The organism is Rhizobium sp. 62_C5_N11_2 (assembly GCF_051811185.1).
Lineage (GTDB): Bacteria > Pseudomonadota > Alphaproteobacteria > Rhizobiales > Rhizobiaceae > Rhizobium > Rhizobium leguminosarum.
In genome coordinates this window covers 3,841,632-3,867,639 of the sequence record NZ_JBPWPW010000001.1, presented here as the reverse complement: position 1 = coordinate 3,867,639, position 26,008 = coordinate 3,841,632, and the positions used below count along the sequence as shown (strand labels likewise).

The 26,008-nt window shown below is 60.8% G+C and carries 23 protein-coding genes; 13 read left to right on the top strand and 10 right to left on the bottom strand.

Translation table 11 applies throughout. From position 1 onward, the window contains the following. The first annotated feature begins 7 nt into the window (after positions 1 to 7). The 4 genes from nrdI to AB8B31_RS19075 all read left to right on the top strand — a co-directional run bounded on the left by nrdI (position 8) and on the right by AB8B31_RS19075 (position 4,982). Entirely contained in the window at positions 8 to 412 is a 405-nt protein-coding gene (nrdI, locus tag AB8B31_RS19090) for a class Ib ribonucleoside-diphosphate reductase assembly flavoprotein NrdI (protein WP_130759677.1), read from the top strand. Then, the gene (gene nrdE / locus AB8B31_RS19085; RefSeq protein WP_130759676.1) at positions 391 to 2,595 is read left to right on the top strand and encodes a class 1b ribonucleoside-diphosphate reductase subunit alpha; all 2,205 of its coding nucleotides are present in this window, start codon (positions 391 to 393) and stop codon (positions 2,593 to 2,595) included. The genes nrdI and nrdE overlap by 22 nt, the downstream gene beginning before the upstream one ends. An 87-nt stretch (positions 2,596 to 2,682) precedes the next feature. Then, on the top strand, positions 2,683 to 3,657 hold the full coding sequence (gene nrdF / locus AB8B31_RS19080; protein WP_047623038.1) for a class 1b ribonucleoside-diphosphate reductase subunit beta: 975 nt from the start codon (positions 2,683 to 2,685) through the stop codon (positions 3,655 to 3,657). Positions 3,658 to 3,761: 104 nt separating this feature from the next. Further along, positions 3,762 to 4,982, top strand: coding sequence for an adenylate/guanylate cyclase domain-containing protein (locus AB8B31_RS19075; RefSeq protein ID WP_047623012.1), 1,221 nt, complete (start codon positions 3,762 to 3,764; stop codon positions 4,980 to 4,982). A 4-nt stretch (positions 4,983 to 4,986) separates the two neighbouring features. On the opposite strand, the gene queE is transcribed toward AB8B31_RS19075, so the two are convergent. From queE to AB8B31_RS19055, 4 genes are all read right to left on the bottom strand, one after another. After that, complete coding sequence (queE, locus tag AB8B31_RS19070) at positions 4,987 to 5,715, bottom strand: 7-carboxy-7-deazaguanine synthase QueE (RefSeq protein WP_130717984.1); 729 nt, start codon at positions 5,713 to 5,715, stop codon at positions 4,987 to 4,989. Further along, positions 5,712 to 6,068, bottom strand: coding sequence for a 6-carboxytetrahydropterin synthase QueD (queD, locus tag AB8B31_RS19065; RefSeq protein ID WP_018446446.1), 357 nt, complete (start codon positions 6,066 to 6,068; stop codon positions 5,712 to 5,714). The genes queE and queD overlap by 4 nt, the downstream gene beginning before the upstream one ends. Then, a complete protein-coding gene (gene queC, locus AB8B31_RS19060) occupies positions 6,068 to 6,778 on the bottom strand; it encodes a 7-cyano-7-deazaguanine synthase QueC (RefSeq protein WP_047623009.1) in 711 nt (236 codons plus the stop codon). Before queC ends, queD begins: the two co-directional genes overlap by 1 nt. 184 nt (positions 6,779 to 6,962) lie before the next feature. Then, the gene (locus AB8B31_RS19055; RefSeq protein WP_112905307.1) at positions 6,963 to 8,015 is read right to left on the bottom strand and encodes a LacI family transcriptional regulator; all 1,053 of its coding nucleotides are present in this window, start codon (positions 8,013 to 8,015) and stop codon (positions 6,963 to 6,965) included. A 308-nt stretch (positions 8,016 to 8,323) separates the two neighbouring features. Between AB8B31_RS19055 and AB8B31_RS19050 the strand changes: the two genes are divergently transcribed. From AB8B31_RS19050 to AB8B31_RS19035, 4 genes are all read left to right on the top strand, one after another. Next, on the top strand, positions 8,324 to 9,583 hold the full coding sequence (locus tag AB8B31_RS19050; RefSeq protein ID WP_047623007.1) for an ABC transporter substrate-binding protein: 1,260 nt from the start codon (positions 8,324 to 8,326) through the stop codon (positions 9,581 to 9,583). Between the two features lie 114 nt (positions 9,584 to 9,697). Next, positions 9,698 to 10,651: a carbohydrate ABC transporter permease gene (locus tag AB8B31_RS19045; protein WP_131630967.1), complete on the top strand. Its 954-nt coding sequence runs from the start codon at positions 9,698 to 9,700 to the stop codon at positions 10,649 to 10,651. Beyond that, positions 10,648 to 11,634: a carbohydrate ABC transporter permease gene (locus tag AB8B31_RS19040; RefSeq protein WP_131703077.1), complete on the top strand. Its 987-nt coding sequence runs from the start codon at positions 10,648 to 10,650 to the stop codon at positions 11,632 to 11,634. The genes AB8B31_RS19045 and AB8B31_RS19040 overlap by 4 nt, the downstream gene beginning before the upstream one ends. A 3-nt stretch (positions 11,635 to 11,637) precedes the next feature. Continuing rightward, a complete protein-coding gene (locus AB8B31_RS19035) occupies positions 11,638 to 12,753 on the top strand; it encodes an ABC transporter ATP-binding protein (RefSeq protein WP_018243690.1) in 1,116 nt (371 codons plus the stop codon). A 108-nt stretch (positions 12,754 to 12,861) separates the two neighbouring features. On the opposite strand, the gene AB8B31_RS19030 is transcribed toward AB8B31_RS19035, so the two are convergent. The 3 genes from AB8B31_RS19030 to AB8B31_RS19020 form a co-directional block, all read right to left on the bottom strand. Then, the gene (locus AB8B31_RS19030) at positions 12,862 to 15,105 is read right to left on the bottom strand and encodes a glycoside hydrolase family 2 protein (RefSeq protein ID WP_018243689.1); all 2,244 of its coding nucleotides are present in this window, start codon (positions 15,103 to 15,105) and stop codon (positions 12,862 to 12,864) included. A 203-nt stretch (positions 15,106 to 15,308) separates the two neighbouring features. Beyond that, entirely contained in the window at positions 15,309 to 16,307 is a 999-nt protein-coding gene (locus AB8B31_RS19025; protein WP_166480758.1) for a LacI family DNA-binding transcriptional regulator, read from the bottom strand. Between the two features lie 9 nt (positions 16,308 to 16,316). Continuing rightward, positions 16,317 to 17,324 carry a Gfo/Idh/MocA family protein gene (locus tag AB8B31_RS19020; protein WP_028734727.1) on the bottom strand — a complete coding sequence of 336 codons (1,008 nt, stop codon included), beginning with the start codon at positions 17,322 to 17,324 and terminating at the stop codon, positions 16,317 to 16,319. A gap of 203 nt (positions 17,325 to 17,527) precedes the next feature. Between AB8B31_RS19020 and AB8B31_RS19015 the strand changes: the two genes are divergently transcribed. From AB8B31_RS19015 to AB8B31_RS18995, 5 genes are all read left to right on the top strand, one after another. Continuing rightward, positions 17,528 to 18,820 carry an ABC transporter substrate-binding protein gene (locus AB8B31_RS19015; protein ID WP_130759673.1) on the top strand — a complete coding sequence of 431 codons (1,293 nt, stop codon included), beginning with the start codon at positions 17,528 to 17,530 and terminating at the stop codon, positions 18,818 to 18,820. Positions 18,821 to 18,924: 104 nt separating this feature from the next. Beyond that, a complete protein-coding gene (locus AB8B31_RS19010; RefSeq protein ID WP_130759672.1) occupies positions 18,925 to 19,812 on the top strand; it encodes a carbohydrate ABC transporter permease in 888 nt (295 codons plus the stop codon). A gap of 1 nt (position 19,813) precedes the next feature. Continuing rightward, positions 19,814 to 20,725, top strand: a complete 912-nt coding sequence (locus AB8B31_RS19005) for a carbohydrate ABC transporter permease (RefSeq protein ID WP_166480760.1) — start codon at positions 19,814 to 19,816, stop codon at positions 20,723 to 20,725. A gap of 19 nt (positions 20,726 to 20,744) precedes the next feature. Then, the gene (locus AB8B31_RS19000) at positions 20,745 to 21,827 is read left to right on the top strand and encodes an ABC transporter ATP-binding protein (RefSeq protein ID WP_018243683.1); all 1,083 of its coding nucleotides are present in this window, start codon (positions 20,745 to 20,747) and stop codon (positions 21,825 to 21,827) included. A gap of 43 nt (positions 21,828 to 21,870) precedes the next feature. Continuing rightward, positions 21,871 to 22,620 carry a ThuA domain-containing protein gene (locus AB8B31_RS18995; RefSeq protein ID WP_018243682.1) on the top strand — a complete coding sequence of 250 codons (750 nt, stop codon included), beginning with the start codon at positions 21,871 to 21,873 and terminating at the stop codon, positions 22,618 to 22,620. A 1-nt stretch (position 22,621) separates the two neighbouring features. On the opposite strand, the gene AB8B31_RS18990 is transcribed toward AB8B31_RS18995, so the two are convergent. From AB8B31_RS18990 to AB8B31_RS18980, 3 genes are all read right to left on the bottom strand, one after another. Continuing rightward, entirely contained in the window at positions 22,622 to 23,533 is a 912-nt protein-coding gene (locus AB8B31_RS18990) for an SMP-30/gluconolactonase/LRE family protein (RefSeq protein ID WP_018243681.1), read from the bottom strand. A 364-nt stretch (positions 23,534 to 23,897) separates the two neighbouring features. Further along, entirely contained in the window at positions 23,898 to 24,719 is an 822-nt protein-coding gene (locus AB8B31_RS18985) for an SDR family oxidoreductase (RefSeq protein WP_018243680.1), read from the bottom strand. 92 nt (positions 24,720 to 24,811) lie between these two features. Next, complete coding sequence (locus AB8B31_RS18980; RefSeq protein ID WP_166480761.1) at positions 24,812 to 25,999, bottom strand: phytanoyl-CoA dioxygenase family protein; 1,188 nt, start codon at positions 25,997 to 25,999, stop codon at positions 24,812 to 24,814. Between the last annotated feature and the right edge of the window lie 9 nt (positions 26,000 to 26,008).

Here is a 26,008-nt window from a genome sequence, read left to right as displayed (position 1 = left end):
ACAAGCGATGGGCCTGATCGTCTATTATTCCAGCCGATCCGAGAACACCCATCGGTTCGTCGCCAAGCTCGGTCTGCGCGCGGCGCGCATTCCGCCAGGTGGCGCAGACGCGTTCCATATCCGCGAACCCTTCGTGCTGATCGTGCCGACCTATAGCGGCGACGGCGGCAAGGGTGCCGTTCCCAAGCAGGTGATCCGTTTCCTCAACGATGCGGAAAACCGAGGACACATCCGCGGCGTGATCGCCGCGGGCAACAGCAATTTCGGCGAGACATACGGGCTCGCCGGCGACGTGGTCTCGCAGAAATGCCAGGTGCCGTACCTTTACCGGTTCGAGCTCATGGGCACCGACGACGACGTCGCCAAGGTCAAACACGGAATGGAACGATTTTGGACACGGGAACAACCCTGACGCGGGATGCGGGCGCAAAACCGCATCAAATTTTTGCTCAGCCCGCCGGGGAGAGGCCGCCGAAAGCAGCCGAAACCCTCGACTATCACGCGCTGAACGCGATGCTGAACCTCTATGACGATGAGGGGCGGATTCAGCTCGACAAGGATCGTTTGGCGGCCAAGCAATATTTCCTCCAGCATGTGAACCAGAACACGGTGTTCTTCCACAATCTGAGGGAAAAGCTCGATTACCTCGTGACCGAGGGATATTACGAGCAGGAGGTTCTCGACCAGTATTCCTTCAATTTCGTGCGGGATCTGTTCGACCAGGCCTATGCCAAGAAATTCCGTTTCCCGACCTTCCTCGGCGCCTTCAAATATTACACCAGCTATACGCTGAAGACCTTCGACGGCAAGCGCTATCTCGAGCGCTATGAGGACCGCATCTGCATGGTGGCTCTGGCCTTGGCGCGTGGCGACGAGGCCCTTGCCCGCGACATGGTCGACGAGATCATTTCCGGCCGTTTCCAGCCGGCGACGCCGACCTTCCTCAATGCCGGCAAGAAGCAGCGCGGCGAACTGGTTTCCTGCTTCCTGCTGCGCGTCGAGGACAATATGGAATCGATCGGCCGGTCGATCAATTCGGCGCTGCAATTGTCGAAGCGCGGCGGCGGCGTGGCGCTGTCGCTGACGAATATCCGCGAGGCAGGCGCGCCGATCAAGCATATCGAGAACCAGTCCTCGGGTATCATCCCGGTGATGAAGCTGCTCGAAGACAGTTTCTCCTATGCCAACCAGCTCGGGGCGCGGCAGGGCGCGGGTGCGGTCTATCTCAATGCCCATCATCCCGATATCATGCGCTTCCTCGACACCAAGCGCGAAAATGCCGACGAAAAAATCCGCATCAAGACGCTGTCACTCGGCGTCGTCGTGCCCGATATCACCTTCGAACTCGCCAAGAACAATGAGGATATGTATCTGTTCTCGCCCTATGACGTGGAACGCGTCTATGGCGTGCCTTTCACCGAGATTTCGGTGACGGAAAAATATCGCGAGATGGTGGCGGATGCCCGCATTTCGAAGAAGAAGATCAAGGCGCGCGAATTCTTCCAGGTGCTTGCCGAAATCCAGTTCGAGAGCGGCTACCCCTACATCATGTTCGAGGACACGGTGAACCGGGCGAACCCGATCGCCGGACGTATTTCGATGAGCAATCTATGCTCGGAAATCCTGCAGGTCAGCGAGGCGAGCGAATATCATGACGACCTTTCCTACAAACATCTCGGCAAGGATATTTCCTGCAATCTCGGCTCGCTGAATATCGCGGCGGCAATGGATTCGGCAGATTTCGGCAAGACGATCGAGACCTCGATCCGGGCGCTGACAGCCGTTTCCGACATGAGTCACATTTCCTCGGTTCCCTCGATCGAGAAGGGCAATGACGAGAGCCATGCGATCGGCCTCGGCCAGATGAACATGCACGGTTATCTCGCCCGCGAGCGTATCTTCTACGGCTCCGAGGAAGGCGTCGATTTCACCAATATCTATTTCTATACGGTGACCTATCACGCAATCCGCGCCTCGAACCTTTTGGCGGTCGAACGCGGTACGAGCTTCAAGGGCTTCGAGAATTCGAAATATGCCTCCGGCGACTATTTCGACAAATATACAGAGCAGCTCTGGGAGCCGGCGACGGAGACGGTCAGGGCGCTGTTCGAGACGTCAGGCATTCACATTCCGACGCAGGAAGATTGGGCCACGTTGAAGAAGGCGGTGATGGCCTCCGGCCTCTATAACCAGAACCTGCAGGCGGTTCCGCCGACGGGGTCGATCTCCTATATCAACCACTCGACCTCCTCGATCCATCCGATCGTCTCGAAGATCGAAATCCGCAAGGAAGGTAAGATCGGCCGCGTCTATTATCCGGCGCCGTTCATGACCAACGACAATCTCGACTATTATCAGGATGCCTACGAGATCGGGCCGGAGAAGATCATCGACACCTATGCGGCGGCGACCCAGCATGTCGACCAAGGCCTGTCGCTGACCTTGTTCTTCCGCGACACGGCAACGACGCGCGACATCAACAAGGCGCAGATCCATGCCTGGAAGAAGGGCATCAAGACGATCTACTACATACGCCTTCGCCAGATGGCGCTGTCCGGCACCGAGGTGCAGGGCTGCGTATCCTGCACCTTATGATTTGATTGCGGCTGACGCTGCAAGAAGCGGGAGGGTTCCGCAGTTCCCTTCGCCATGCAGACGCTGACGCCCGAAAAGGACCACCCGATGAACATGCAAATCAAACCTGCGTCCCGCGTGCGCGCCATCAATTGGAACCGCATCGAGGACGATAAGGATCTCGAAGTCTGGAACCGGCTCACCGGCAATTTCTGGCTGCCGGAGAAGGTGCCGCTTTCGAACGACATTCCTTCCTGGGCGACGCTGACGCCGGTCGAGCAGCAGCTGACCATCCGCGTCTTTACCGGTTTGACGCTGCTCGACACGATCCAGAACGGCGTCGGTTCCATCCGGCTGATGGAGGATGCGGTGACGCAGCATGAGGAGGCGGTACTTTCCAACATCTCCTTCATGGAGGCGGTGCATGCGCGCTCCTATTCCTCGATCTTCTCGACGCTGTGCTCGACGCCTGACGTCGACGATGCCTACCGCTGGTCGGAGGAGAATGAATTCCTGCAGCGGAAATCGGCGCTGATCATGGAGCAGTACGGCTCCGGCGATCCGCTGAAGAAGAAGGTCGCGAGCGTCTTCCTTGAAAGCTTCCTGTTCTATTCCGGATTCTACCTGCCGATGTACTGGTCGAGCCGCGCCAAGCTCACCAACACGGCCGACATGATCCGACTGATCATCCGCGACGAGGCGGTGCACGGCTATTATATCGGCTACAAGTTCCAGCGCGGGCTGGAGCGGCTCGGTGAGGAGAGAAGGCAGGAGATCAAGGATTTCGCCTTCGAGCTGCTGCTCGAGCTCTATGACAACGAGGCTAGATATACCGAAGCGCTCTATGACGGCGTCGGGCTGACCGAGGACGTCAAGAAATTCCTGCACTACAATGCCAACAAGGCGCTGATGAATCTGGGCTATGAGGCGCTGTTCCCGGCTGAGGCGTGCAAGGTCAATCCGGCAATCCTGTCGGCGCTTTCGCCGAATGCCGACGAGAACCACGACTTCTTCTCCGGCTCCGGTTCCTCCTATGTGATCGGCAAGGCTGTCGCGACCGAGGACGAGGACTGGGATTTCTGAGGCTTGATCGCAGTCTCCCTCTTATCATTTGCTCTCTCATCGCCCACATTCAGCGGAAACTAAATTTGGTCCTCGCCTGTGACGTGGCGTAGCGGGAGTTTTTGATGTCGTCTTTTTTGAACAAGGCCGGGACTGCCGTCGAGGCGGGCGAAGGCGTCTGGCCGGTCCGCAGAAGACGGATTCTCGACTGGCTGGTGAACGAGACGCGCGGCGAGCGGTTCATCGACAATATCCTGGTGGAGATGTGCGAGAAGCTTTTGGCATCAGGAGTGCCGGTGGCGCGGGCGACATTGCATTTCAGGATGAACCATCCGCAATGGATTGGCGCCCGCATCCTCTGGAAGGAAGGCCTGGCCGAGGCGAAGATCAACACATTTGCCTATGGTATCGAAAATACGCCGGAGTTCCTGAAGAGTCCCGTCAACGCGATCCATCAGGGGGCGGAGGAGGTGCGCAAACAGCTGGAAGATACAGCCGACGACGAGGATTCATTCTATCAGGAACTGCGCGACGACGGTCTCACGGAGTATATCGCCTGGCCAGTCGAGCACACTTTCGGCAAACGGCACGTCGCGACATTTTCCACCAGCCGGCCGGGCGGTTTTACGAACGAGCATGTCGATTTCCTGCGCGATCTGCTGCCGGCACTGACCCTCGTCAGCGAAATCCGGCTGAAGAACATCATGGCGCGCACGCTGCTGCAGACCTATGTCGGACCGCATGCGAGCGAACAGATCCTGTCGGGCGTCACGACGCGCGGCAGCGGCGCGACCGTCGGTGCGGCAATCATGATCTGCGACCTGCGCGACTTTACTGAGATTTCCGATCTCTGGCCGCGTGACGATGTCATCCATCTGCTCAACGATTACTTCGACGCCATGTCCGACCCGATCGAACGGTATGGCGGAGAAATCCTGAAGTTCATGGGCGACGGATTGCTGGCGATCTTCCCGCTGAGCAAGGACACGGCCTGTCACGATCTGCTGCAGGCGATCCGCGAAGGGCAGGCGTTGATGGCGCAATTGAACCAGCAGTATGCGGGCAACGGACGCGAACCGCTGCGCTACGGCGTCGGCGTGCATGTCGGCGACGTCATGTACGGCAATATCGGCTCGCGCCGGCGGCTCGATTTCACCGTCATCGGCCCGGCGGTCAATGTCGCCTCACGGCTGGAAACCCTGACCAAGGAGGTCAAGCGTCCGGTACTCTTGTCGCGGGCCTTTGTCGAAATGGCGGACTGCGCGAAAGACATGGACAGCCTCGGCACCTTCCCGCTGCGCGGGCTCGGCGAGCCGGTCGATGTCTTCGCCTTTCCGGAGCGCTAGAAACTTATACTCCTCGCTTGTTACCCCAGAGCAGCACGTGCAATTGGGGTAGTACGCGTACCGCAAACCATTGGTCGGCCGTCACCCTTTCGACAAGCCAGTGCATCCGATCCATCACGCCGTCGATATCAATGCGCGCGTCATCGTCATCGGGCGGCGGCGGCGTATGATTGCCGGGCTGAAGGAACAAGGGAATTTGGGGATAGCGCCGACCCGCGCGCTGGGCGAATTCGTAGTCGGCATCGTCGAAGACGACAATCTTCAATGCGACCTCCGGTCCACCGGCGGCCAGTTGAAGGCAGTGATCCACCTGGTCCCAGTCCGTCAGCATTCCGCTTGATGGCGGTTTGGGGCTGATGACCAGGATATCGAGATCGCGAAACCAAGCCTGGGCCACACTTCCCTGTGTTTCCAGTGCAAAGCGGTATCCTTGGGAATGGCCGAGTTCGATCAATGGCCTTAAGGGCTGTATCGCCGGATTGCCTCCGGAGAGAGAAACCGTCAGTGGCTTGCCCCCCGAGAGTTCCGTAACCTTATGCCAGACCGCCTCAGTGGACATGGGAATCCATTGATCCCGGAACGCGCTGTCGACCGCGTGAAGACTGTCGCACCAGGAACACCTGAAGTCACAGCCGCCTGTCCTCACGAACACCGTCGGCAGCCCGATCAAGGCACCTTCACCCTGTATGGTCGGGCCAAAGATTTCGCTGACGCGAATGCTCCCCACGCTCACGGCCTGTACTCCGCCCAGGTTTTGGGGGTCTCGCTGACGCGAACGGATGAGGTCTCTGGAAAGCGCTGCTTGCACCAGTCGTAAAAGTGCCTTGCCAGAAATTCCGAGGTGACTTTCGAATGGCCGAAGACGTCGTTCAGGTGACGATGATCGAATGTTTCGTCGATATAGCGCTTGAGTGGCGAGAGGTCGTGATAATCACGAACGAAGCCATCATCATTCAGGCTTTCCGCAGCTAGTTCGACGATGACGATGTAGTTGTGACCGTGAAGCCGAGCGCATTGATGGTCGGCAGGCAGGTGATCCAATTGATGGGAGGCGGAGAGATGAAACTCCTTGGTGATGCGGTACATCAACGCACCTCCGTGGCCGAGTATCGCGACACGGCCGCTCTCCAGAAATCGCGGTCTTCGTACTCCGTGGGATCGGGAACACCGGCAAGATGGAAAGCTTCACGGCGTTCCACGCAGGTTCCGCAGCGTCCACAGTGAAGCTCGCCGCCTTTGTAGCAGGACCAGGTCTCCGAAAACGGCGTGCCGTGTTTCGCGCCGTCAACAACGATCGCCGCTTTGGAAACATCGACATAGGGGGCAAGCAGTTTCACGCTGGCATAACCTTCCAGCGCTTCATTCTGCATGCGCTGGAAAGCATCGATGAAGCCCGGTCGGCAGTCCGGGTAGATGAAGTGGTCGCCGCCATGCACGGCGACGGCAACGGCATCTGCCTTTTGCGCCGCAGCCAGACCGAACGCAATTGCCAGCATGATGGCATTGCGGTTCGGCACGACGGTGGCTTTCATGGTCTCCTCGGCGTAGTGGCCATCGGGAACCTCGACATTGTCCGTCAGGGCCGATCCGCTGAGATGACCGCCGATGCTGGCGATGTCGATAATATGATGGGGAACGGAGAGCCGTGAGGCACAGCTGGCGGCGAAGTCGAGTTCCTTGCGATGCCGTTGGCCGTAGTCGAATGAGACCAGGCCGATAAGTTGCTTTTCCGTCGCGACCTTGTGGGCAAGCGAAACGGAGTCCAGTCCGCCTGAGCAGACGACGATGGTTTTCATATTTTGGATCCCTTGTTTTGACCGGGTGGGCTGCGACCGGATTACGCGGTGCTTCTAGGACAAATCACGCGTCATGGAAACAGTTTTGAAGCGTGAGCGTCATTGCGGAATGAGATGTCGTTGATTTCACTGGGGTTTTCATGGCTTTTGGGTCTGATGCCAACGCTCCTCGCAGCCGGGTAGCCTAACCGATCGGAAAGTTGATCTGCGGCGGCAGAAGAAGCTGCAGATCCTGGGCGTCCGGATTGTTGATGCGCTGCAGCAGCATGCGTCCCAGATCCTCGCCGGCCGCCGTCAGATCCTCGTGGATCGTGTCGACCTTCGGCTGCAACTGGCTGAGAAGGCGGGACGTCTCCTTGGCGACGATATCATAATCGGCGGCCAGTATGCGGCCGGCATCGCTCATGCCGCTGATGACGGCAAGCGCCGAAACTTCGCCGGGGCAAATGAAACCATCCGGAGCATCCGGAGCATCAGCGCGGCTGCTGATGAAGTCGCGCAGCACGCCTGCTGGCGTATCGAGATCGACTGCCTCGGGGATCTCATAGGCGATGCCCGCCTCCCGCACCGCCGTCATGAAGCCATGCAGGATATGCTGGCAGAAGGTAAGCCGTTTCGGCGGCAGGATCACCGCCACCTTTTTGCGGCCCTTGGTGATCAACCGGCGCGTCGCCTCATAGGCAAAGGTGAAATTGTCGTAGTCGACATAGGGGTGAGGCGTCGAATATTCGGTGCGGCCATGACAGATGAAGGGAAAGCCGGTCTCGAGCAGCAGGCGGACGCGGGCATCGAGCGGTTCGGTGCGCGTGAAGATCAGCCCGTCGGCGAGGTGATTGCGGATGATATATTCGGCGGCCTCGATATCGGTCGTCGACAGGAAGTTCGGGGCGACGACAAGATGGTAGGAGGTCTCTTTCAGCGCCTTGGCGATGCCGTACATGATCGAGGTGCTGAAGCCGACCACTTCCTCGTGCGAATCGAGCAGGATAGCGATGACATTGGTGCGGCCGGTCTTCAGGCGCTGCGCGGCCCGGTCAGGGAGATAGCCGATCTCGCGGGCGATGCGGTGCACGCGTTGACGGGTCTCGAGCGAAATCTGCGGCGCATCGGAAAGCGCCCGTGACACCGTCGTCACGGCAAGGCCGGCGATCGTGGCGATCGTTCGCAAGGTCGGCTTGCCGCGCTTATGCGTGATATCGAGATTTTCGCCGCGCTGCGGTCGGGACGGTTCGGTCACCCTTGGCTTTCCATGCTGGAATTGCCGATACCATAACACGATGAATCCGGCGTGCAATCGACGAATGAAAACGTTTTAATTTTTAACTTTCTGTTAGCCACGGATTAAATATTAATTATATTCAGTAACTTACGGAAATAGCCATATTTTTCTCGAGAGTCGAGAAAGGGCTTGACGACAGGAGGCTTATAACGTTTTAAATTGTCAACCGCGCGGAGGAGTGCGGCCGTATGCTGACCGCTGCAATGGCGGGAAGCATCGGGCGGCAGGGAGGGTCCCGCCGCCGATTTGCAAATGGGAGGAAATTCATGCGCAAGTTTTTGAGCTCGGCAGCTATTGCTGTCGTGATGATGGCTGGCCTCAGTGCTGCCCATGCCGCCGACGTGAAGGAAGTGCAGATGCTGCACTGGTGGACGTCTGGCGGCGAGGCAGCGGCGCTGAACGTATTGAAGCAGGATCTTTCGAAGGAAGGTTTTGCCTGGAAGGACGTGCCGGTTGCCGGCGGTGGCGGCGATGCGGCGATGACGGCGCTGAAGGCAATGGTCGCGGCCGGCACCTATCCGACAGCCTCGCAGATGCTCGGTTATACCGTGCTCGATTATGCCCAGGCCGGCGTCATGGGCGATCTGACGGAGACGGCGAAGAAGGAAGGCTGGGACAAGTCGGTTCCGGCAGCGCTGCAGAAGTTCTCGGTCTATGACGGCAAGTGGGTTGCAGCCCCGGTCAACGTCCACTCGGTCAACTGGCTGTGGATCAACAAGGCTGTGATGGACAAGATCGGCGGCACCCAGCCGAAGACCTTCGACGAGCTGATTGCACTGCTCGACAAGGCCAAGGCCGCCGGTGTCATTCCGCTCGCTCTTGGCGGCCAGAACTGGCAGGAAGCGACGATGTTCGATTCCATCGTGCTGTCGACCGGTGGGCCGGAATTCTACAAGAAGGCCTTCAACGATCTCGACGAGGAATCGCTGAAGTCCGACACGATGAAGAAGTCCTTCGACAATCTGGCGACGATCATCAAATATGTCGACCCGAACTTCTCGGGCCGCGACTGGAACCTGGCGACCGCCATGGTCATCAAGGGTGATGCGCTGGTGCAGGTGATGGGCGACTGGGCCAAGGGCGAATTCGTCGCCGCCAAGAAGACGCCGGATACCGACTTCCTCTGCTACCGCTTCCCCGGCACCGACGGCAGCGTGGTCTACAACTCCGACATGTTCGGCATGTTCAACGTCCCCGACGACCGCAAGGCTGCCCAGGTGGCGCTGGCAACGGCAACGCTGTCGAAGAGCTTCCAGTCGGCCTTCAACGTCGTCAAGGGTTCGGTGCCGGCCCGTACCGACGTTCCCGACACCGACTTCGACGCTTGCGGCAAGAAGGGCATCGCCGACCTGAAGGCAGCCAACGAAGGCGGCACGCTGTTCGGCTCGCTGGCGCAAGGGTACGGCGCTCCTCCGGCCATCGCCAATGCCTATAAGGATGTCGTCTCGAAGTTCGTCCACGGCCAGATCAAGACCTCCGACGAAGCCGTCAAGCAGCTCGTCCAGGCGATCGACGACGCCCGCTGAGGCCACGTGTGATGACAAATGCTTCCCCGCCTGCTCGCGGGGAAGCTTCAGGCTCCGCGCCGATCATGCAGGGATGATCATGCAGGGCCGATTGCGGGAAGGAGATGACATTCCATGAGCACCGTTGCGACCACCGATCCGGTTCTGACGCCGAGGCAATCGACGGGGATCTCGTTGAGGGGCCGGCTGCAGGATGCGCTGCCGAAGATCGTGCTGGCGCCGAGCTTCGTCATCACCATCATCTTCGTCTACGGCTTCATCGTCTGGACGGCCTATCTGTCGTTCACCAATTCCAAGACCTTTCCCTCCTATGCGCTGACCGGCGCGCGCGCCTATCAGCGGCTGTGGCGCTGGACCTTCGAGAGCGATCCGCCGTCCTCCTGGTACACCTCGATCACCAACATGGCGATCTTCGGCTTCCTCTATATCGGCATCTGCCTGGCGCTCGGCCTGTTCCTCGCCATCCTGCTCGACCAGAAGATCCGTGGCGAGGGGCTGCTCCGGCCGATCTTCCTCTATCCGATGGCGCTGTCCTTCATTGTCACAGGCGTTGCCTGGAAATGGTTCCTCGATCCCGGCCTCGGGCTGGAACAGACGCTGCACCATTTTGGCTGGACGAGCTTCCACTTCGACTGGATCAAGAACAAGGACTTCGTCATCTACACCGTCGTCATCGCCGGCGTCTGGCAGGCGTCGGGCTTCGTCATGGCGATGTTCCTGGCGGGTCTGCGCGGCATCGACGGCGAGATCATGAAGGCAGCGCAGATCGATGGCGCTTCCGCCTTCCAGCTCTATCGGCGCATCGTCATTCCGCTGCTGCGGCCGATCTTCCTGTCCGCCTTCATCGTGCTCGCCCATATGGCGATCAAGTCCTACGACCTGGTGGTGGCGCTGACTTCGGGCGGCCCCGGCGGCTCGGCCTGGCTGCCGTCGAACTTCATGTATGAATACACCTTCAAGCGCAACGAGATGGCCGTCGGTTCGGCCAGCGCCATCATCATGCTGATGACCATCTCGGCAATCATCGTTCCCTATCTCTATTCCGAACTGAAGGAGAAGGCGCGATGAGCAGCGTGACCTCTCCGATAGCAACCTCGACCGCACCGCTGCCGCATGGCAGCGATCACAGGAACGACAGCAAGAACAGCAACAACACCCGCTGGATCGGCCGCACTGTCATCTACGGCCTGCTGCTGATCTTTGCCGTCCTCTATCTGATGCCGCTCTTCGTCATGCTGACCACCTCGTTCAAGACCATGGACGAGATCCAGAACGGCAACATGCTGGCGCTGCCGCAATCGCCGACCTTCGACCCCTGGGTCAAGGCCTGGGGCGAGACCTGCGTCGGCCTGACCTGCGCCGGCATCAAGGGCTACTTCTGGAACTCGATCAAGATGGTCGTGCCGGCTGTCGCGATCTCCACCATCATGGGGGCGCTGAACGGCTATGTCCTGACCAAATGGCGCTTCCCCGGCCACACACTGGTGTTCGGGCTGATGCTGTTTGCCTGCTTCATCCCGTTCCAGTCGGTGCTGTTGCCGATGGCAACGATCCTCGGCAGCCTCGGCCGCTTCGGCATGACGCTGCAGAATGCCACGGGTTTGAGCTTCGGCTTCGGCAATCCGACGGTCAATCTGGTCTTCGTGCATGTCGTCTATGGCCTCGGCTTCACGACGCTGTTCTTCCGCAATTTCTACGAGGCCTTTCCGACCGAGCTGGTCCGGGCCGCCCAGGTCGATGGCGCCAGCTTCTTCCAGATCTTCCGCCGCATCATGCTGCCGAACTCGCTGCCGATCATCGTCGTCACCGTGATCTACCAGTTCACCAATATCTGGAACGACTTCCTGTTTGCGTCTGCCTATGCCGGCACCGGTGAATCCATGCCGATGACGGTGGCGCTGAACAATGTCGTCAACACCTCGACCGGGGTGGTCGAATACAATGTCAACATGGCGGCTGCGATGATCGCAGCCGTGCCGACGCTCATCGTCTATATCCTCGCCGGCCGCTACTTCGTGCGCGGTCTGATGGCGGGCGCTGTCAAAGGGTAATCCATGGCCTTCCTCGAAATCTCCGGTCTCAGAAAACGCTTCGGTGCCGTCGACATTCTCAAGGGGATCGACCTCGAACTCGAAAAGGGCGGCTTTCTCGTGCTGGTCGGCCCGTCCGGCTGCGGCAAGTCGACGCTGCTCAACACCATTGCCGGGCTGGAGACGATCACCTCCGGCGATATCAAGATCGACGGGCGCGACATCAGCGGCCTGCATCCCTCCAAGCGCGACATCGCCATGGTGTTCCAGTCCTATGCGCTCTATCCGAACATGACGGTGGCCGGCAATATCGCCTTCGGCATGGAGATCCGCGGCGTGCCGAAGGAGGAGCGTGTCAAGGCGATCGGGCAAGTCTCCGACATGCTGCAGATCGGTCATCTGCTCGACCGCAAGCCGAGCCAGCTCTCCGGCGGCCAGCGCCAGCGTGTCGCCATGGGGAGAGCGCTGGTGCGCAATCCACAGGTCTTCCTGTTCGACGAGCCGCTCTCCAATCTCGATGCCAAGCTGCGCGTCGACATGCGCACCGAGATCAAGCGGCTGCATCAGCGCATGGGCACCACCTTCGTCTATGTCACCCACGACCAGATCGAGGCGATGACGCTGGCGACCAAGATCGCCGTGCTGAAGGATGGCGTGCTGCAGCAGTTCGGCACGCCGGCCGAGATCTATAACAGCCCCTCCAACATCTTCGTCGCCGACTTCATGGGATCGCCGGCAATGAACCTGCTCACCGCCACCGTCGAGAACGGCGCCGGCGGGCTCGAAGTCTCGCTGGAGCGGCCGAATGCCGCCCCGCTGAGGCTGCCGGTCATCGCAGGCAATGACGGCCTGACCGCTTATACCGGCAGACAGGTGATCTTCGGCATCCGGCCGGAGGCCTTGACCGATCCCGATGGCGCCGACCGCAAGGCGCGCTCGCTGACCGAGGGCGATTGCCTGATCGAGGTGGTCGAACCGGCCGGCTCCGATACGTTCGCCGTCACCAAGCTCGGCGGCAAATCCGTCGTCGCCCGCCTGCGCGCCGATACCGGCATCGCTCCAGGACAAAACACCCGCCTCGCATTCAATCTCGACAAGGCCGTGTTCTTCGATCCCGAGAGCCAGCTCAAGATTTCGTAACAGTCATTAGAGCGCCGCGCGTCTATAAGACGCGCTAAGGACGTTCTAACACTTTGAGTTTGCACATAATCCTTTCCGAAAATCGATTTCGATTTTCGGGGTTATGCGCTAGGCAGCCGTCACGCTGAGCGACACCGGCGCGAAACGCGTCGAAACCGCTTCGACGGTGATCTCGCCCGTGAACCCCGTCGCCTCCAGCCAGAAGCCGGCGGTGCCGCCCTGGAGCGGCACGTTGGTCGGACCGACGATCCTTGCCGGGCCGTGCACCTTCAGCGAAATGCTGTCGTTCATGAAGGGCAGGCGCTGGCCGCGCTGGTCGAGGGCGCGGATGATGACGCGTGTGCTGTCGCGTTCACGGGCTTTCAGCGTGTTGCTATCGGCAACGACCTCCAGCGTCGTCGGCAATGGATCGGCCGCCAGCGTCAGGCTGGCCACCGGCTCGCCGCCGATATAGCCGGTGAAGGTGCCGTCGATCCATTCGAGACCCCAGGTGCCGAGCTCGTCGGCAGTGAAATGACGATGGTCGAGCACGACGGGCGGATGCGGCAGATGCGGATAATTCTCGCGATCTGGACCGATGCGCTTGCTGAGCGCGCCATATCGCAGCTCCACCTCGTCGCAGTTGGTCAGGATGATCAGCGGCAGCACGCCGCCGATATTGCGTTCGCCGCGCGCCCAGAAGGTCGCCGGCTTCATGACGATCTCCTCGGAAGGGTCGCACTGGCTGATATAGGCATAGGCCGCGAATTTCGGCTCGCGGAACATGTCCATGACGCCGTGATAGCAGATGCGGTCGCCGGAGCCGAAATCCTTGTGGGTGTTGTAATCGAACATGCACCAGCCGATAGCGCCGGAGATATCAGGATCGCCATAGGCGGCATTCAGCACCTCCAGGTGACGGCGCACATGCTCGGCCTGACGCTGCTCCTGGTCATAAATCTTCGTCGGGTGCATGTGGCCGTTGAACTCGGTAATGAGGTACGGTACCTTGTGCGACAGTCCGGTATTTTCCTGCTGGCCGCGCAGCGCGGTGCGCGGGCGGTTGGCGCCCGGCAGTTCCTCGTTGCCGAGGATGAAGTCGTTCATCGTATAGACGTCTTCGAGCAGTTCGCTCTCGGTGAGATAACGCACGCCGCCGGTCTGGCGGGTGCTGTCGAGTTCGCGAGCGAGACGGTTGGTCTCGGCGTAGAAATCGTGACTATCCTGCGATTCGTTGATGCGCACGCCCCAGATGATGATCGAGGGGTGGTTCCAGTCGCGCTCAATCATGCGGCGGACGTTTTCGATCGATTCCTGCTGCCAGTCGGCATCGCCGATATGCTGCCAGCCGGGGATCTCCTCGAAAACCAGCAGACCGATCGTGTCGCATCGGTCGAGGAACCATTTCGACTGCGGATAATGCGAGGTGCGGACGATATTGCACTTCAGCACCGTCTTCATGATGTCGGCGTCGCGCTCCTGGGCGGAACGGCCGGCGGCATAACCGACATAGGGGAAGGCCTGGTGGCGGTTGAGGCCGCGCAGCTTCAGTGGCTTGCCGTTGAGGAGGAAACCTTCCGGCGTGAATTCGGCGGTGCGGAAGCCGAACCGTGTGGAGAGACGGTCGGAGCCATGTTCGGTCCTGAGCTCGACGGTGACGTCATAGAGCGTGGGATCGGTGATGTCCCAGAGGGCGATGCCGGTGAGGCCGCCGAAGGAAAGCCTAGTGCTGTCGCCGATCGTTTCGGTTGCGGCAGTGGCGACCACCGTGCCGTCGGCCTGTTTCAGCGTGGCGGTGACCGTCGCCGAGAAGCTGCGGCCCTCGGGATTGGCGATGTCGACGCGTATGGTCGCCGATTTCTCCGGGTCGAGAACGTCTGTGGTTTCGATCTTGAGATTGCGGATCGAGACCGGGTCGGTGACCTTCAGCCAGACATCGCGGTAGATGCCGGCATAGGTCAGATAATCGATGCGGCCGCCGAAAGGCGGAATGTCAGGATTTTCGCTGCCGTCGATCTTGACGGTGACGAGGTTCTCGCCCTTGGCGAGCTTGCCGGTGAGGCGGGCCTCGAAGGGGGTGTAGCCGTCCTTATGGGCAATGATTTCCTCGCCGTTCAGATAGACGACGCTGTCGGCCATGGCGGCGTCGAAGACGAGCGAGACTTCGCGGCCCTCGAATTCCGGCAGCCAGCGCAGCACCTTCTGATAGGTGAAGGCGCGCTGATAGCTGGTCTCGTCGAAATAGCTGAAGGGCAGTTCGACGGCGGTATGCGGCAGGCTGACCGACTTGGCGGCATCGAAAGTTTCGAGCAGGCGCTGGCCGAAGCCCTCGTGGAAACTCCAGCCTTCATTGAAGGAAACGACGGAACGCATTTCAGGCTCTCCAGATTGCGGCATCAGGGACATTGCGGCGCCTCTCGGCGCGTGAAAATCGGGTCATCGGTATTCCTCCTCGATGCAATGGATGGGCGAGCCGCTTAAGCACGTCACAGCGAACTTGATTCATGCGACGGGCTTTAGCTTTTTTCATGCATGTCGTCATCCCGGAACCGCTGTACACTTCCAGGCGACATGCATCAGGCGGTCGAGCCCCAGCGGGCGGTGCAGGTGAGCGTGATGCTGTGCGGGCCTTCGATCTCAGCGTCATGGCGTTCGATCAATTCGACGACGGCATCGATGAAGGCGACGTGGTCGAGGCTCAGCGTGGTGAGGTCATTGCAATCCCAGGCGGCCATGGCAATGCCATCCTGGCCGACGATGGCGATATCATCAGGGGTGTTCTTGCCGAGCACCCGGCGGGCCGCATCGCGTGCGCCGATCGCCATGACATCATTGCCACAGATGATGGCGTCAACCTTGTCCCGGTGCAGCAGGAGCACGGCTTCTTTGAAGCCGGAATCATAGGAATAATCGCCGAAGGCCTGCGTCTCGAAGGCGAGGCCGCGCTTGGTCAGCGCATCAGCGAACCATTTGCGCCTGAGCTTGTCGATCCAGCTGGAATTGGTGCCGGAGAGGTAGGCGAAACGCTTCTTACCGTCGTGGACGATCTTGTCGATGATCTCGTCGGCGGCCTCAGAGCCGTCGATGCGGATGCTGGAGACGTTTTCGTTGTCGAGCGGCTCGAAGGAGACGATGATCGGCTTCGTCGTGTGGAAGATATCGACGGCATCCTGCATCGATACCATGTCGGAGAAGACGACGACGTGATCGACCTGATAGGTGGAGGCAAGGCGCATCAACTGCAGCCGGTCGGAATGATCGGCGCAGCAGAGGATGATCGGCAGCAATTGTCTGGCCTGCAGGCGGTGGACGAGAAGCTGCTGCTCCTCGGCCTCGCAAGGGTTGCCGATCGCATTGACGACCAGGGCGACGAGGCGCGAGCGCTGGTTGTTCAGCGAGCGGGCGATAGCGTTCGGCTGGTAGCCATGTTCACGGGCGACGGCGAGGATGCGGTCGCGCGTCGCGCTGCCGATGCGTGAATCCGGCGAGAAGGCGCGGGAAATGGTGGCGGAGGAGACGCCGGCGAGTTTCGCCAGTTCCTTCGATGTGATCCGCCGTCTGCTCATACCGCTCATCTTCAGCGCCTATTGGGCGACGATCCTGACGGAAGCGCCGTCGGCCGCTGCCGATTCCTTGATTGCATCCCATAGCCTAGCGAATCTGAGGCCCATTTCAACGGAGCCGGAGTTTTCCATCTTTCCCTCGCGAATGGCGAGGAAATTCTTCATCGGGTTGCCGAGAATCTCGGCCTCCTCGCGCGGCTCGGCGGTGCGGCCGACACTGATCTCGCGCCAGCCGCCCCAGGCGTCGATGCGCACGATCGCCTTTGAATAGAAGAAGGTGATGTAGGAGGCGCAGCCCGGAGGGCCTTCGCCGGCGGCCGTCAATGTCGCCAGCGCGCCGCTTTTCAGCCGGGCGGAGACGGCGGTGGCGATATCGACCTGTCTGCCGTGGTTGTTCATGTAGGCCGACACACTGTCGAAATCCGAATTGGCGAGCAGGCAGACGGTGTTCATCATATGGGCGCCGGTATCGAACATGAAGCCGCCGCCGGAGATATCAGGCTGCTGCTTCCAGTGGCCGTCATAGTTGGACGACCAGCTTTCCCAGATCATGCCGGATATGGCGATCAGCTCGCCGAATTCGCCGGCGAGAGCCCGCCGGCGCGTGTCGAGCACCAACGGCGAGAGGCCGCCCTGGAAGGCGGTGACGATGGTGACGCCGCTCTTTTTCTGCGCGGCGATCAGCCTCTCGGCCTCGGCGACCGTCGTCACCATCGGTTTTTCCAGGAAGAGGTCGAGGCCGGCCTCGGCAACGGCGGTTGCCTGCTCGGCATGGAAGGCATGCGGGGTAGAGACGTAGACGATGTCGAGTTCGCCCCGGCATTCCGCGAGCATCCGGCGATAATCCTCGAAGCTCTTCGGTTGTGGTGCGCCGGCGGCGAGGCAGACGTCGATCAGGCGCTGGCGTGAAGCCGCCGTGGTGTCGGCGAGTGCAGCAAATTCGACCTCCGGCATCTTGACCCAGCTCTCGGCATATTCCGCCGCCTTCAAGCCAGCGCCAATGACACCGAGGCGCAATTTCCTAGTCATGAAAATTCCTCCCTGAATGCACTGTGCACACGATTACACAAACGGTATAGCGATGGCAATATCTATATATATAAGCAATATCAGTATATTAAAACTCGCGTTCGAATCTTTTCAAAAACCATCTTGTCAGTATTGGGAATGCGTGTACATTTTCGCAACCGGTGCTGGAGGGCGCCGTGTCTCTAAAAAAGGGAGGACTTCAATTGAAGAAGATGGTTCTTGGCGGCCTATGCGCCGTTCTGCTGAGCGCGGTTTCGACGCTGGCGCAGGCTGAAACAATCCGCATTGCAAATCACGGTCAGGCCGGCATCGACGCGATGAAGTCGACGGTCGAGCGGATCGAAAAGAAATATGGCGTCACCGTCGAGGTCATCGAATATCCGGCGCCCGACAAGGACTACCTGACCAAACTTCTGACGGAGCTCGGCGCCGGCAACGCGCCCGACCTCTTTTCCATCCCGACCACGGCTGCGGTCGCCGACATGGTGGAAGCCGGCTACCTCGCGCCTGTTACCAAGGAGTTCAAGGCTTGGGATGGCTACGCCAAGCTCTATGACGTCGCCAAGGAGCTTGCCGTCAGCCCGGATGGCGAAACCTATGTGATGCCGTTCATGCTCGGCATCCAGGAAATCTATTATCGCAAGGACGTTCTCGAAAAGGCCGGCATCTCGACCGAACAGCCGAAGACCTGGCGGGAGCTTCTCGACCGCGCGGCCGAAATCAAGCAGAAGACCGGCGCCTACGGCCTGCTCTTCCCGGCCGGCGTCTCGTGGGGAAGCGGCGCCTTCGACGAAGGCTTCCAGCATCTGCTCGTCGGTTCCAAGACGCCGCAGCTCGTCGATGCCGACGGCAAGCTCGATCTGAATGGCGAAGGCATCAAGGATGTCTTCAACGTTTACAAGGAACTGATCGACAAGGATCTGATGCCGACGCAGCCGCTGCTCGGGCCTGAGCCCTGGGTCGTGCCGAAGTACCAGATGTTCCCGGCCGGCAAGCTCGTCGCCACCACCTGCGGCTCCTGGTGCTATATTTTCGACTGGGGTCGCGAAAGCAAGAATCCGATCCCTGACGTGACGAAGGTGGTCGGCACCTGGACCGTTCCCGGCCAGAGCAGCGGCCAATATGTGCTTGCCAATCTCGCCGCGCCGTGGGCCGTCAATTCCAAGTCGGCCAATACCGAGCTGGCGATCAAGGCGCTGATGGAGATCGGCTCGATCGAGACGCAGGTTTCCTACGCCGCCCGCATCGGCAACATCCCGGCCAGCAAGGATGCGGCTGACAATGCCGAGTTCCAGAAGCTGACGGAACTAGTTCCGATCCATGCGGCGGCCGGAAACGGCGTGTTCCTGAAACAGGCCTCCGGTTTCGGCACGGTTTCGGAAGGCGTGGCGCGGGCCACCGAAGCGCTACTGCGCAAGGAGACCGATGCCGCCGGCGCCCAGAAGATCCTTGTCGACTACGTCAAGGAAACGCTCGGCGACGACATGGTCAAGTAAGCTCCGGCACCCTCTCTTCCGCCAGGACGGGGACGCGGCGCCATCGCCGCGTCTTCCCGCTTTCATTCGATCGCCGGCTTCATTCGATAAGGTTGTGAGCTTCCATGGCCAGAAACTCTCATGAAAAGCGTGCCGAGCGGCAATGGTTGCTGATCCTGCTGCCCTCGCTGGTGCTGCTTCTGGCCTTCGTCATCTATCCGGCCCTCTATTCGATCTATCTGAGCTTCACCAACGAGGCGCTGACCGGGGCCGCGGCCCTTCGGCCCCGCTTCGTCGGCTTCAGGAACTATACGCGGCTCTTCAACGACGCGAAGTTCTGGAATTCGCTGTTCGTCACCTTCGTCTTCGTCATCGGTTCGGCGGTGATCGGCCAGTTCGTGCTCGGGCTGATCTCGGCGATTGCGCTGCGCCGCCCGATCCGCTTTCGGCGGGTGTTTTCGTCGATCATCCTGTTGCCGAACGCAGCCCCCGAAGTCGTCGCCGGTTTCATGTGGATCTCGATGCTGGCGGGCGGCGACAATGCCACACTCAGCCGCATCATCAGCTTCGTCGGCATCACGCCGGCCGACTGGCTGCAGGTCTTCCCGCTGTCGATGATCATCGTCGTCAATACCTGGCGTGGCATCGCCACGGCGATGATCCTGTTAACGGCCGGCCTCAGTACCATTCCGACGGAGATCTATGAGGCCGCCCGCATGGACGGCGCCACACCCTCGCAGATGTTCCGCCGCATCACCCTGCCGCTGATGATGCCGACGATCCTGCTCTACATGCTGATCTCGGCCGTCTCCACCATTGCCGTCTTCGGCCTCGTCTATGCGCTGACGCGCGGCGGGCCGGGCGGGGCGACCGAGGTGGTCAGCATCTATATCTACAACCAGTCCTTCACGGCGTTCCAGCTGGGCTACGGTGCTGCGGTCGCCGTCGTCGCGCTCGTCATCTCGCTGATCCTTGGCATCGCCTATGTCCGGGCCATGAAGGTGGAGGTCTGACATGGCCGTCGTTTCCCCGAGCGAAATTGCAAATAGGGGTCGGTCCGACCTCATTGCCTATGCGACGCTGTCGCTGATCTCGATCTTCTGCGCGGTACCCTTCTTCTGGGTGCTGATCGCCTCGTTCGACGGCAATGCGCAGCTCTTCCTGCATTGGCCGGAGCAATGGACCTTCGCCAACTATGTCAGGGTCTTCACCAAAGAGGACGGGGCGAAGTGGCTGTTCAACTCGCTGTTCGTGGTCGGCGGCGCGACGCTGCTCGTCATGGTGCTTTCCGGACTTGGCGGCTATGCGCTATCGCGCACCCGGGCCTGGTGGAAGCTGCCCTTCCTCTACGCGATCCTGCTCATCCGGGTGCTGCCGCCGACGGCGCTCGTCGTGCCGCTCTACAAATTCCTGCTGACGCTGAACAACGCGGAAGCGGCGGTGCTTAGGCCGATCTTCGGCAGCTATGCCCGCGATATCATGCGCTGGACCGGTTTCATCGACGGTTATCTCGGGCTGATCCTGGTGCTTGCGACGATGCAGTTGCCGCTGGCGCTCTGGATCATGAAGACCTTCTTCGACGGGCTACCGAGGGACTACGAGGAGGCGGCGCTGATGGATGGGGCAACACTTATCCAGCGCATCCGCCGGGTGCTGATCCCGCTGGCGCTGCCGGGGCTGGCTGCGGCCGGGCTTTTCGCCTTCATGTCGGCCTGGGGTGATTTCCTGCTGCCGCTGATCCTCCTGTCGTCGCCGGAGTTGCAGACGCTGCCGCTCGGTCTCTTCCGCGCCTTTCTGCGCATCAACGAGATCGATTACGGCCTGCTGACGGCGCTGGCATTCATCTACCTGCTGCCTGCCGTCGTCGCCTTCGGTTTTGCGCGGCGCTTCCTCGTCCAGACATTTTCGGGCGGCGTGAAGGGCTGAGATCAAGAAAGAGAAACAAATGATCAATCTCAGAAACGTTCGCAAGTTCTACGGCGCGCTCGAGGTCATCAAGGGCGTCGACATCACCGTGGAAGACGGCGAATTCGCGGTGTTCGTCGGTCCGTCCGGCTGCGGCAAGTCGACGCTGCTGCGCATGATCGCCGGCCTCGAAGGCATCGACGATGGCGACCTCATCCTCAACGGTAAGCGCATCAACGACGTGCCGCCCGACAAACGTGGCATCGCCATGGTGTTCCAGTCCTATGCGCTCTATCCGCATATGAGCGTTGCCGAAAACATCGGCTTCTCGCTCAGCCTGAAGAAGGTGCCGGAGGCAGAGATCCGCCGGCAAGTGGAGGGTGTTGCCGAGATCCTGCAGCTCACCGACTATCTCGACCGCCGCCCGGCCGCGCTTTCCGGCGGCCAGCGCCAGCGCGTCGCGATCGGCCGCGCTATCATCAAGAAGCCGGCGCTGATCCTGTTCGACGAGCCGCTGTCGAACCTCGATTCGGCGCTGCGCGTGCAGATGCGCGCCGAGCTGCAACGCCTGCACCGCGAACTGAAGGCGACGGTCGTCTACGTCACTCACGACCAGGTGGAAGCGATGACGATGGCCGACCGCATCGTCGTGCTGAACAAGGGCGTGGTAGCGCAGGCGGGTGCGCCGATGTCGCTCTATCATGAGCCGGACAACGAATTCGTCGCGACCTTCATCGGCTCGCCGAAGATGAACGTCATTCCTGTCACTATAACGCGGCCGGCGGCCGGCAAGGTGCATCTCAACAGCCCGATCGGGCTTTCGCTCGATCTCGCCGATGCCAACGGCGCGCTGCCGCAGGGCGATGCCAAGCTCGGCATCCGGCCGGAGCATCTGAAGATCGCCGCCGAGGGCCAGGACCACTTTACAGCCGAAGTCGTCATCGTCGAGCGCCTCGGCGTCGAGACCTACATGACCGTCGGCTCGCAAGAGCAGCCGATCGTGGTGCGCGCTGAGGGCGATATCGCCGTGCGGCCGGGTGACCGCGTGTCGCTGACGGCCGATCCCGCCGCCTGCCATCTGTTCGATTCCGCCGGCCGGGTGATCCGTCCGGCAACCGCCTGACAATTTCGCCTGAAACATCACAGCCTAGACATCGAGGAATGCCATGACAATCAAGGTCACCATCTGGAACGAGGGACGCCACGAGCAACTCCACAAGGAGGTTCAGGAGATCTATCCTGATCGTATCGACGGAGCGATCGCTGCCGGCATTGCCCATCCGGATTTCGAAATTCGTCGCGGCACGCTGGATGATCCTGATGAAGGTCTACCGGACAGCGTGCTCAACGATACCGACGTGCTGCTCTGGTGGGGGCATATGGCCCATGACGAGGTCAGCGACGGGCTGATCGACCGTGTGCAGCAGCGCGTGCTGAAGGGCATGGGCCTGCTGGTGCTGCATTCCGGCCACCACTCCAAGCTCTTCCGTCGGCTGATGGGCACCAATGCCAACCTCTCCTGGCGCGAGACGCCGGATGGCGATCTGGAGCGCGTCTGGGTGGTCAATCCTTCGCATCCGATCGCCGAGGGGCTGCCGCCCTATTTCGAGGTCAATGCCTCGGAAATGTACGGCGAGCCCTTCGACATTCCGCAGCCGGACGAGCTTGTCTTCATCTCCTGGTATTCCGGCGGCGAGGTGTTCCGCAGCGGCTGCACCTTCCAGCGCGGGCGCGGGCGCATCTTCTTCTTCAGCCCCGGCCACGAGACCTACCCGATCTATCACGACAAGACCGTGCATAAGGTGATCTCGAACGGCGTCCGCTGGGCGCGGCAGAAACACACTGATGGCCGCATCCTGGAAAACTGGCATCGGGCCGAGCCGCTGCACGGCCGCCCCGATAGACCGAAGGCCTGATCTATGGATATTGCGCGCCGGTCGTCTTGATATAAATCGAATAGACCGAACGCGTTGCGGTGATGAAAAGCCGGTTTTTCTTGGGGCCGCCGAAGGTGAGGTTGGACACCGTCTGCGGCACCCTGATCTTGCCGAGCAGCGTTCCGTCGGGCGAAAAGCAGTGCACGCCGTCGGAGGCACTCGTCCAGAGATTGCCGGCGACATCGAAACGGAAACCGTCGGGATGGCCAACATCGAGGCTGCAGAAATAGCGGCTGTTGGCAAGCGTCCTGCCGTCGATGACGTCGAAAACGCGGATATGGCGCGGCACGTCATGTTTTGCGGAGCCGGAATCGGCAATATAAAGCTTCGTCTCATCGGGCGAGAAGGCAAGGCCGTTCGGCTGGATGAAATCCTCGACGACGGCGTCGATCGCCCCGCTTGCCGGATCGATCCGGTAGACGTTGCGCGTGGGCTGCTCGGGCTCGGCCTTGTGGCCCTCGTAATCCGACAGGATGCCGTAGGTCGGATCGGTGAACCAGACCCCGCCGTCGGAGTGTACGACGACGTCGTTCGGCGAGTTCAGCCGTTTGCCCTGGTAGCTGTCGGCGAGAACGGTGATGGTGCCGTCCGTCTCGGTGCGGGTGACGCGGCGGCCGCCATGTTCGCAGGAGACCAGCCGGCCCTGCCGGTCGCGGGTATTGCCGTTGACGTAGTTGGAGGGCGAGCGGAAGACGGAGACCGTACCGTCCGGTGTCCAGCGCATCATGCGTTCATTCGGGATATCGCTCCAGAGAAGGCAGTTCAGGTCGGAAAACCAGACCGGGCCTTCCGTCCAGCGGCAGCCGGAATAAAGCTCCTCGAGGCCGGCGCTGCCGATGACCATTGCACCGAAGCGTTCGTCGCGGATCTCATAAATCGGATTGTCGCCCATGCCAGTTCCTCCCTGAATGCTGCCGTTCTTTTCCTAGCGGCAAAAAGCTGGAGGTGCCAGAGCCCGGCGACGGAATTGCCGGGCTCCGGTTTTCCTAGAGCCGTTCCTGGTCAGCTTGAAGCATTCTGTTGGCTCAAACGGAGTCGGATGGTCGACCGGCCGGCGCGCGTCGTAGCCAAGCTCTACGGCCAAGCCGGCCGGTCGATCAGCCGGCCCGTTTCAGCCAACCCGAAGGGCCGGGCATCTTTCCGCCAGGGCAAAGGCGATCGGCTCGGACGTACCTAGGGGTATGCCCGTCGCCAATCGCCTTTGCCCTGACGAAAACCTGCTCCGGCAGAATGCTGCAATCTGACCAGGAAAGGCTCTAGAGAGCCGCGACCGGATGCGGCGAGCCGTCATAAGCGCCCCAGATCGACTGGTCGAAGCAGATGACCGAGCCGGTCATCAGGCCGGATTCGGAAGACGACAGGTAAGCGCAGGCGCGCGCCACCTCGTGCGGATCGACGAGGCGGCCGAAGGGCTGGCTTGCCGCCGCCTTCTCCAGCCAGTCGGCAGGTGCGCCGTGATATTCGCGCTGGATCCGGTCTTCGCCTTCGGAGGCCATCCAGCCGATGTTCAGACCGTTGACGCGGATGCGGTTGCGCAGGAGCGCGTAGGCAGTGTTCTTCGTCAGCGTTTCCAGCGCGCCCTTGGAGGCGCAATAGGCGGCGATGAAGGGCTGGCCTGCTTTGGCTGACATCGAACCGATATTGACGATCGTGCCCTCGATCTTTTCACGGCGCATGACCTTCACCGCTTCCTGCATCAGGAAAAACGGCGCGCGCACATTGACGGCGAACATGGCGTCGAAGAGCTCGGGGCTGGTATCGAGGATGGTGCCGCGATCGGTGATGGCGGCGGCATTGACCAGCGCATCAACACGGCCGAAGATCTCGTCACAGGCGCGCACGACATGCTGTGCATCCTCGACCTTGCCGAGGTCGGCTTTGACGTAGACGATCCGGGCGCCGGTCGCGGCCGAAATCTCCGCCGCCTTTGCCTTGCCCTTGGCTTCGTTGCGGCCGCAGATGACGATGCCTTCCGCGCCGCGTTCGGCGAAGAGACGGGCGATGGTCGCGCCCAATCCTTGCGTGCCGCCGGTGACGATGGCGATCTTGCCGTCAAGGCGGCCGTGGTCGGTGCTCATGTGGTTCCTCCAGTGTGATGATGCGCGGATAGCCTCCCGCGGGTGCGGGAGGCTTTTATCTCAGTGCGGATGCAAGAGGCCCGAGCTCCAAATCAGCTCAACTTCCTGTGCGCCTGCTCGGCAAGTGCTGCCGCAAAGACTTCATCGCTCCAGCCTTCCTTCAGCGCCTCATGCATCAGCTGCGCCTGTGTCTTCGGCGCCAGTCCGCCAAGCGGCGGGTCGCGGTCGAGATTGGTCGGGAAGGAGTAGCCCTCGGCGCAGGCGGCGACGGCGTTGGCGATTTCGTCAGGCGAGAGTTTTCCCTGCAAGGTCTTCAACGCGGGAAACAGCCTGGCGCTCATCCGCTCGCGATTGACGGTTTCCATTGCCCGGCCGAAGGCGGAAGAGACCTGCAGAAGGTTGGCGACACGCTTGATGTCGGCCGAGCGGTTGGTGCCGGCGGCATGGAAGAGGGCGGGATTGAAGAAGACGACGTCGCCTTTTTCGAGTGGCAGCTGGACATGGTTCCTCTCGAAATAATCCCGGAACTCCTGCCGCTTTAGCGCGAGATAGCCCGGCACATAGGTCTGGCTGTACGGCAGGAAGAGTGTCGGACCGCTTTCGAGCGGCATGTCGCAATGGGCGACCGCACCCTGCAGCGTCAGCACCGGCGAGAGCCGGTGTACATGCGCCGGGAACTGTTCGATCACCGTTGAGGACTGAAAGCCGAGATGGTAGTCGCGGTGCGCCGACTGCGCCGCACCACCCGGATTGACTCGGTTGACCTGCGCCGTCATCTGGTAGCTCGGACCGAGCCAGGCTTCGCTGGCCAGCGCGATTATGGTGTTGCCGTAATATTCGGCGAAATTTGCCGGATCGGCGAGACAATGTTTCTCCAGCGAATTCCAGATACGGTCGTTGGCGCCGGGTTTAGCAAAGTGATCGCCGCCGCCGGTCGCGGTGCGGTGTTGTTCCTCGATGATCGCGTCGAAGATCGTGCTGGCCCGATCGATGATCCCGGTGTCTTCGTAAGCGCGCTTGAACACGACGACACCAGGACCCTCGCCGAAAGCCTCGCAGATTTCGGCCAACACGGCGCGTCGGCCTTCTGCCGTTGCGGCCGCTGCCATCACCTTGCGGCTGTCATAGATCAGCACGTTTTTTTCGACCGCAGACGCCGAGGGGTAATCGGCAAGCACAGTCGCCTTTTCCGCAAGGCTGCGGAAATCATCGAGATCGCAGGCCTCTTCGCTCAGCCAGACGCGGTCGGCGCGCAGTTTCTGCTGGTTGTCGGTTTTCATAGCGGGCTC

Excerpts from the sequence above, each read along its gene's own strand:
- AB8B31_RS19075 (WP_047623012.1), top strand. The coding sequence starts at position 3,762 with ATGTCGTCTTTTTTGAACAAGGCCGGGACTGCCGTCGAGGCGGGCGAA.
- nrdF (WP_047623038.1), top strand. The coding sequence starts at position 2,683 with ATGAACATGCAAATCAAACCTGCGTCCCGCGTGCGCGCCATCAATTGG.
- queD (WP_018446446.1), bottom strand. The coding sequence starts at position 6,068 with ATGTACCGCATCACCAAGGAGTTTCATCTCTCCGCCTCCCATCAATTG.
- queC (WP_047623009.1), bottom strand. The coding sequence starts at position 6,778 with ATGAAAACCATCGTCGTCTGCTCAGGCGGACTGGACTCCGTTTCGCTT.
- AB8B31_RS19020 (WP_028734727.1), bottom strand. The coding sequence starts at position 17,324 with ATGACTAGGAAATTGCGCCTCGGTGTCATTGGCGCTGGCTTGAAGGCG.
- AB8B31_RS19045 (WP_131630967.1), top strand. The coding sequence starts at position 9,698 with ATGAGCACCGTTGCGACCACCGATCCGGTTCTGACGCCGAGGCAATCG.
- AB8B31_RS18985 (WP_018243680.1), bottom strand. The coding sequence starts at position 24,719 with ATGAGCACCGACCACGGCCGCCTTGACGGCAAGATCGCCATCGTCACC.
- AB8B31_RS19030 (WP_018243689.1), bottom strand. The coding sequence starts at position 15,105 with ATGCGTTCCGTCGTTTCCTTCAATGAAGGCTGGAGTTTCCACGAGGGC.
- AB8B31_RS19010 (WP_130759672.1), top strand. The coding sequence starts at position 18,925 with ATGGCCAGAAACTCTCATGAAAAGCGTGCCGAGCGGCAATGGTTGCTG.
- AB8B31_RS18995 (WP_018243682.1), top strand. The coding sequence starts at position 21,871 with ATGACAATCAAGGTCACCATCTGGAACGAGGGACGCCACGAGCAACTC.
- AB8B31_RS19050 (WP_047623007.1), top strand. The coding sequence starts at position 8,324 with ATGCGCAAGTTTTTGAGCTCGGCAGCTATTGCTGTCGTGATGATGGCT.
- AB8B31_RS19040 (WP_131703077.1), top strand. The coding sequence starts at position 10,648 with ATGAGCAGCGTGACCTCTCCGATAGCAACCTCGACCGCACCGCTGCCG.
- AB8B31_RS18980 (WP_166480761.1), bottom strand. The coding sequence starts at position 25,999 with ATGAAAACCGACAACCAGCAGAAACTGCGCGCCGACCGCGTCTGGCTG.
- AB8B31_RS18990 (WP_018243681.1), bottom strand. The coding sequence starts at position 23,533 with ATGGGCGACAATCCGATTTATGAGATCCGCGACGAACGCTTCGGTGCA.
- AB8B31_RS19025 (WP_166480758.1), bottom strand. The coding sequence starts at position 16,307 with ATGAGCGGTATGAGCAGACGGCGGATCACATCGAAGGAACTGGCGAAA.
- AB8B31_RS19000 (WP_018243683.1), top strand. The coding sequence starts at position 20,745 with ATGATCAATCTCAGAAACGTTCGCAAGTTCTACGGCGCGCTCGAGGTC.
- AB8B31_RS19005 (WP_166480760.1), top strand. The coding sequence starts at position 19,814 with ATGGCCGTCGTTTCCCCGAGCGAAATTGCAAATAGGGGTCGGTCCGAC.
- AB8B31_RS19035 (WP_018243690.1), top strand. The coding sequence starts at position 11,638 with ATGGCCTTCCTCGAAATCTCCGGTCTCAGAAAACGCTTCGGTGCCGTC.
- nrdI (WP_130759677.1), top strand. The coding sequence starts at position 8 with ATGGGCCTGATCGTCTATTATTCCAGCCGATCCGAGAACACCCATCGG.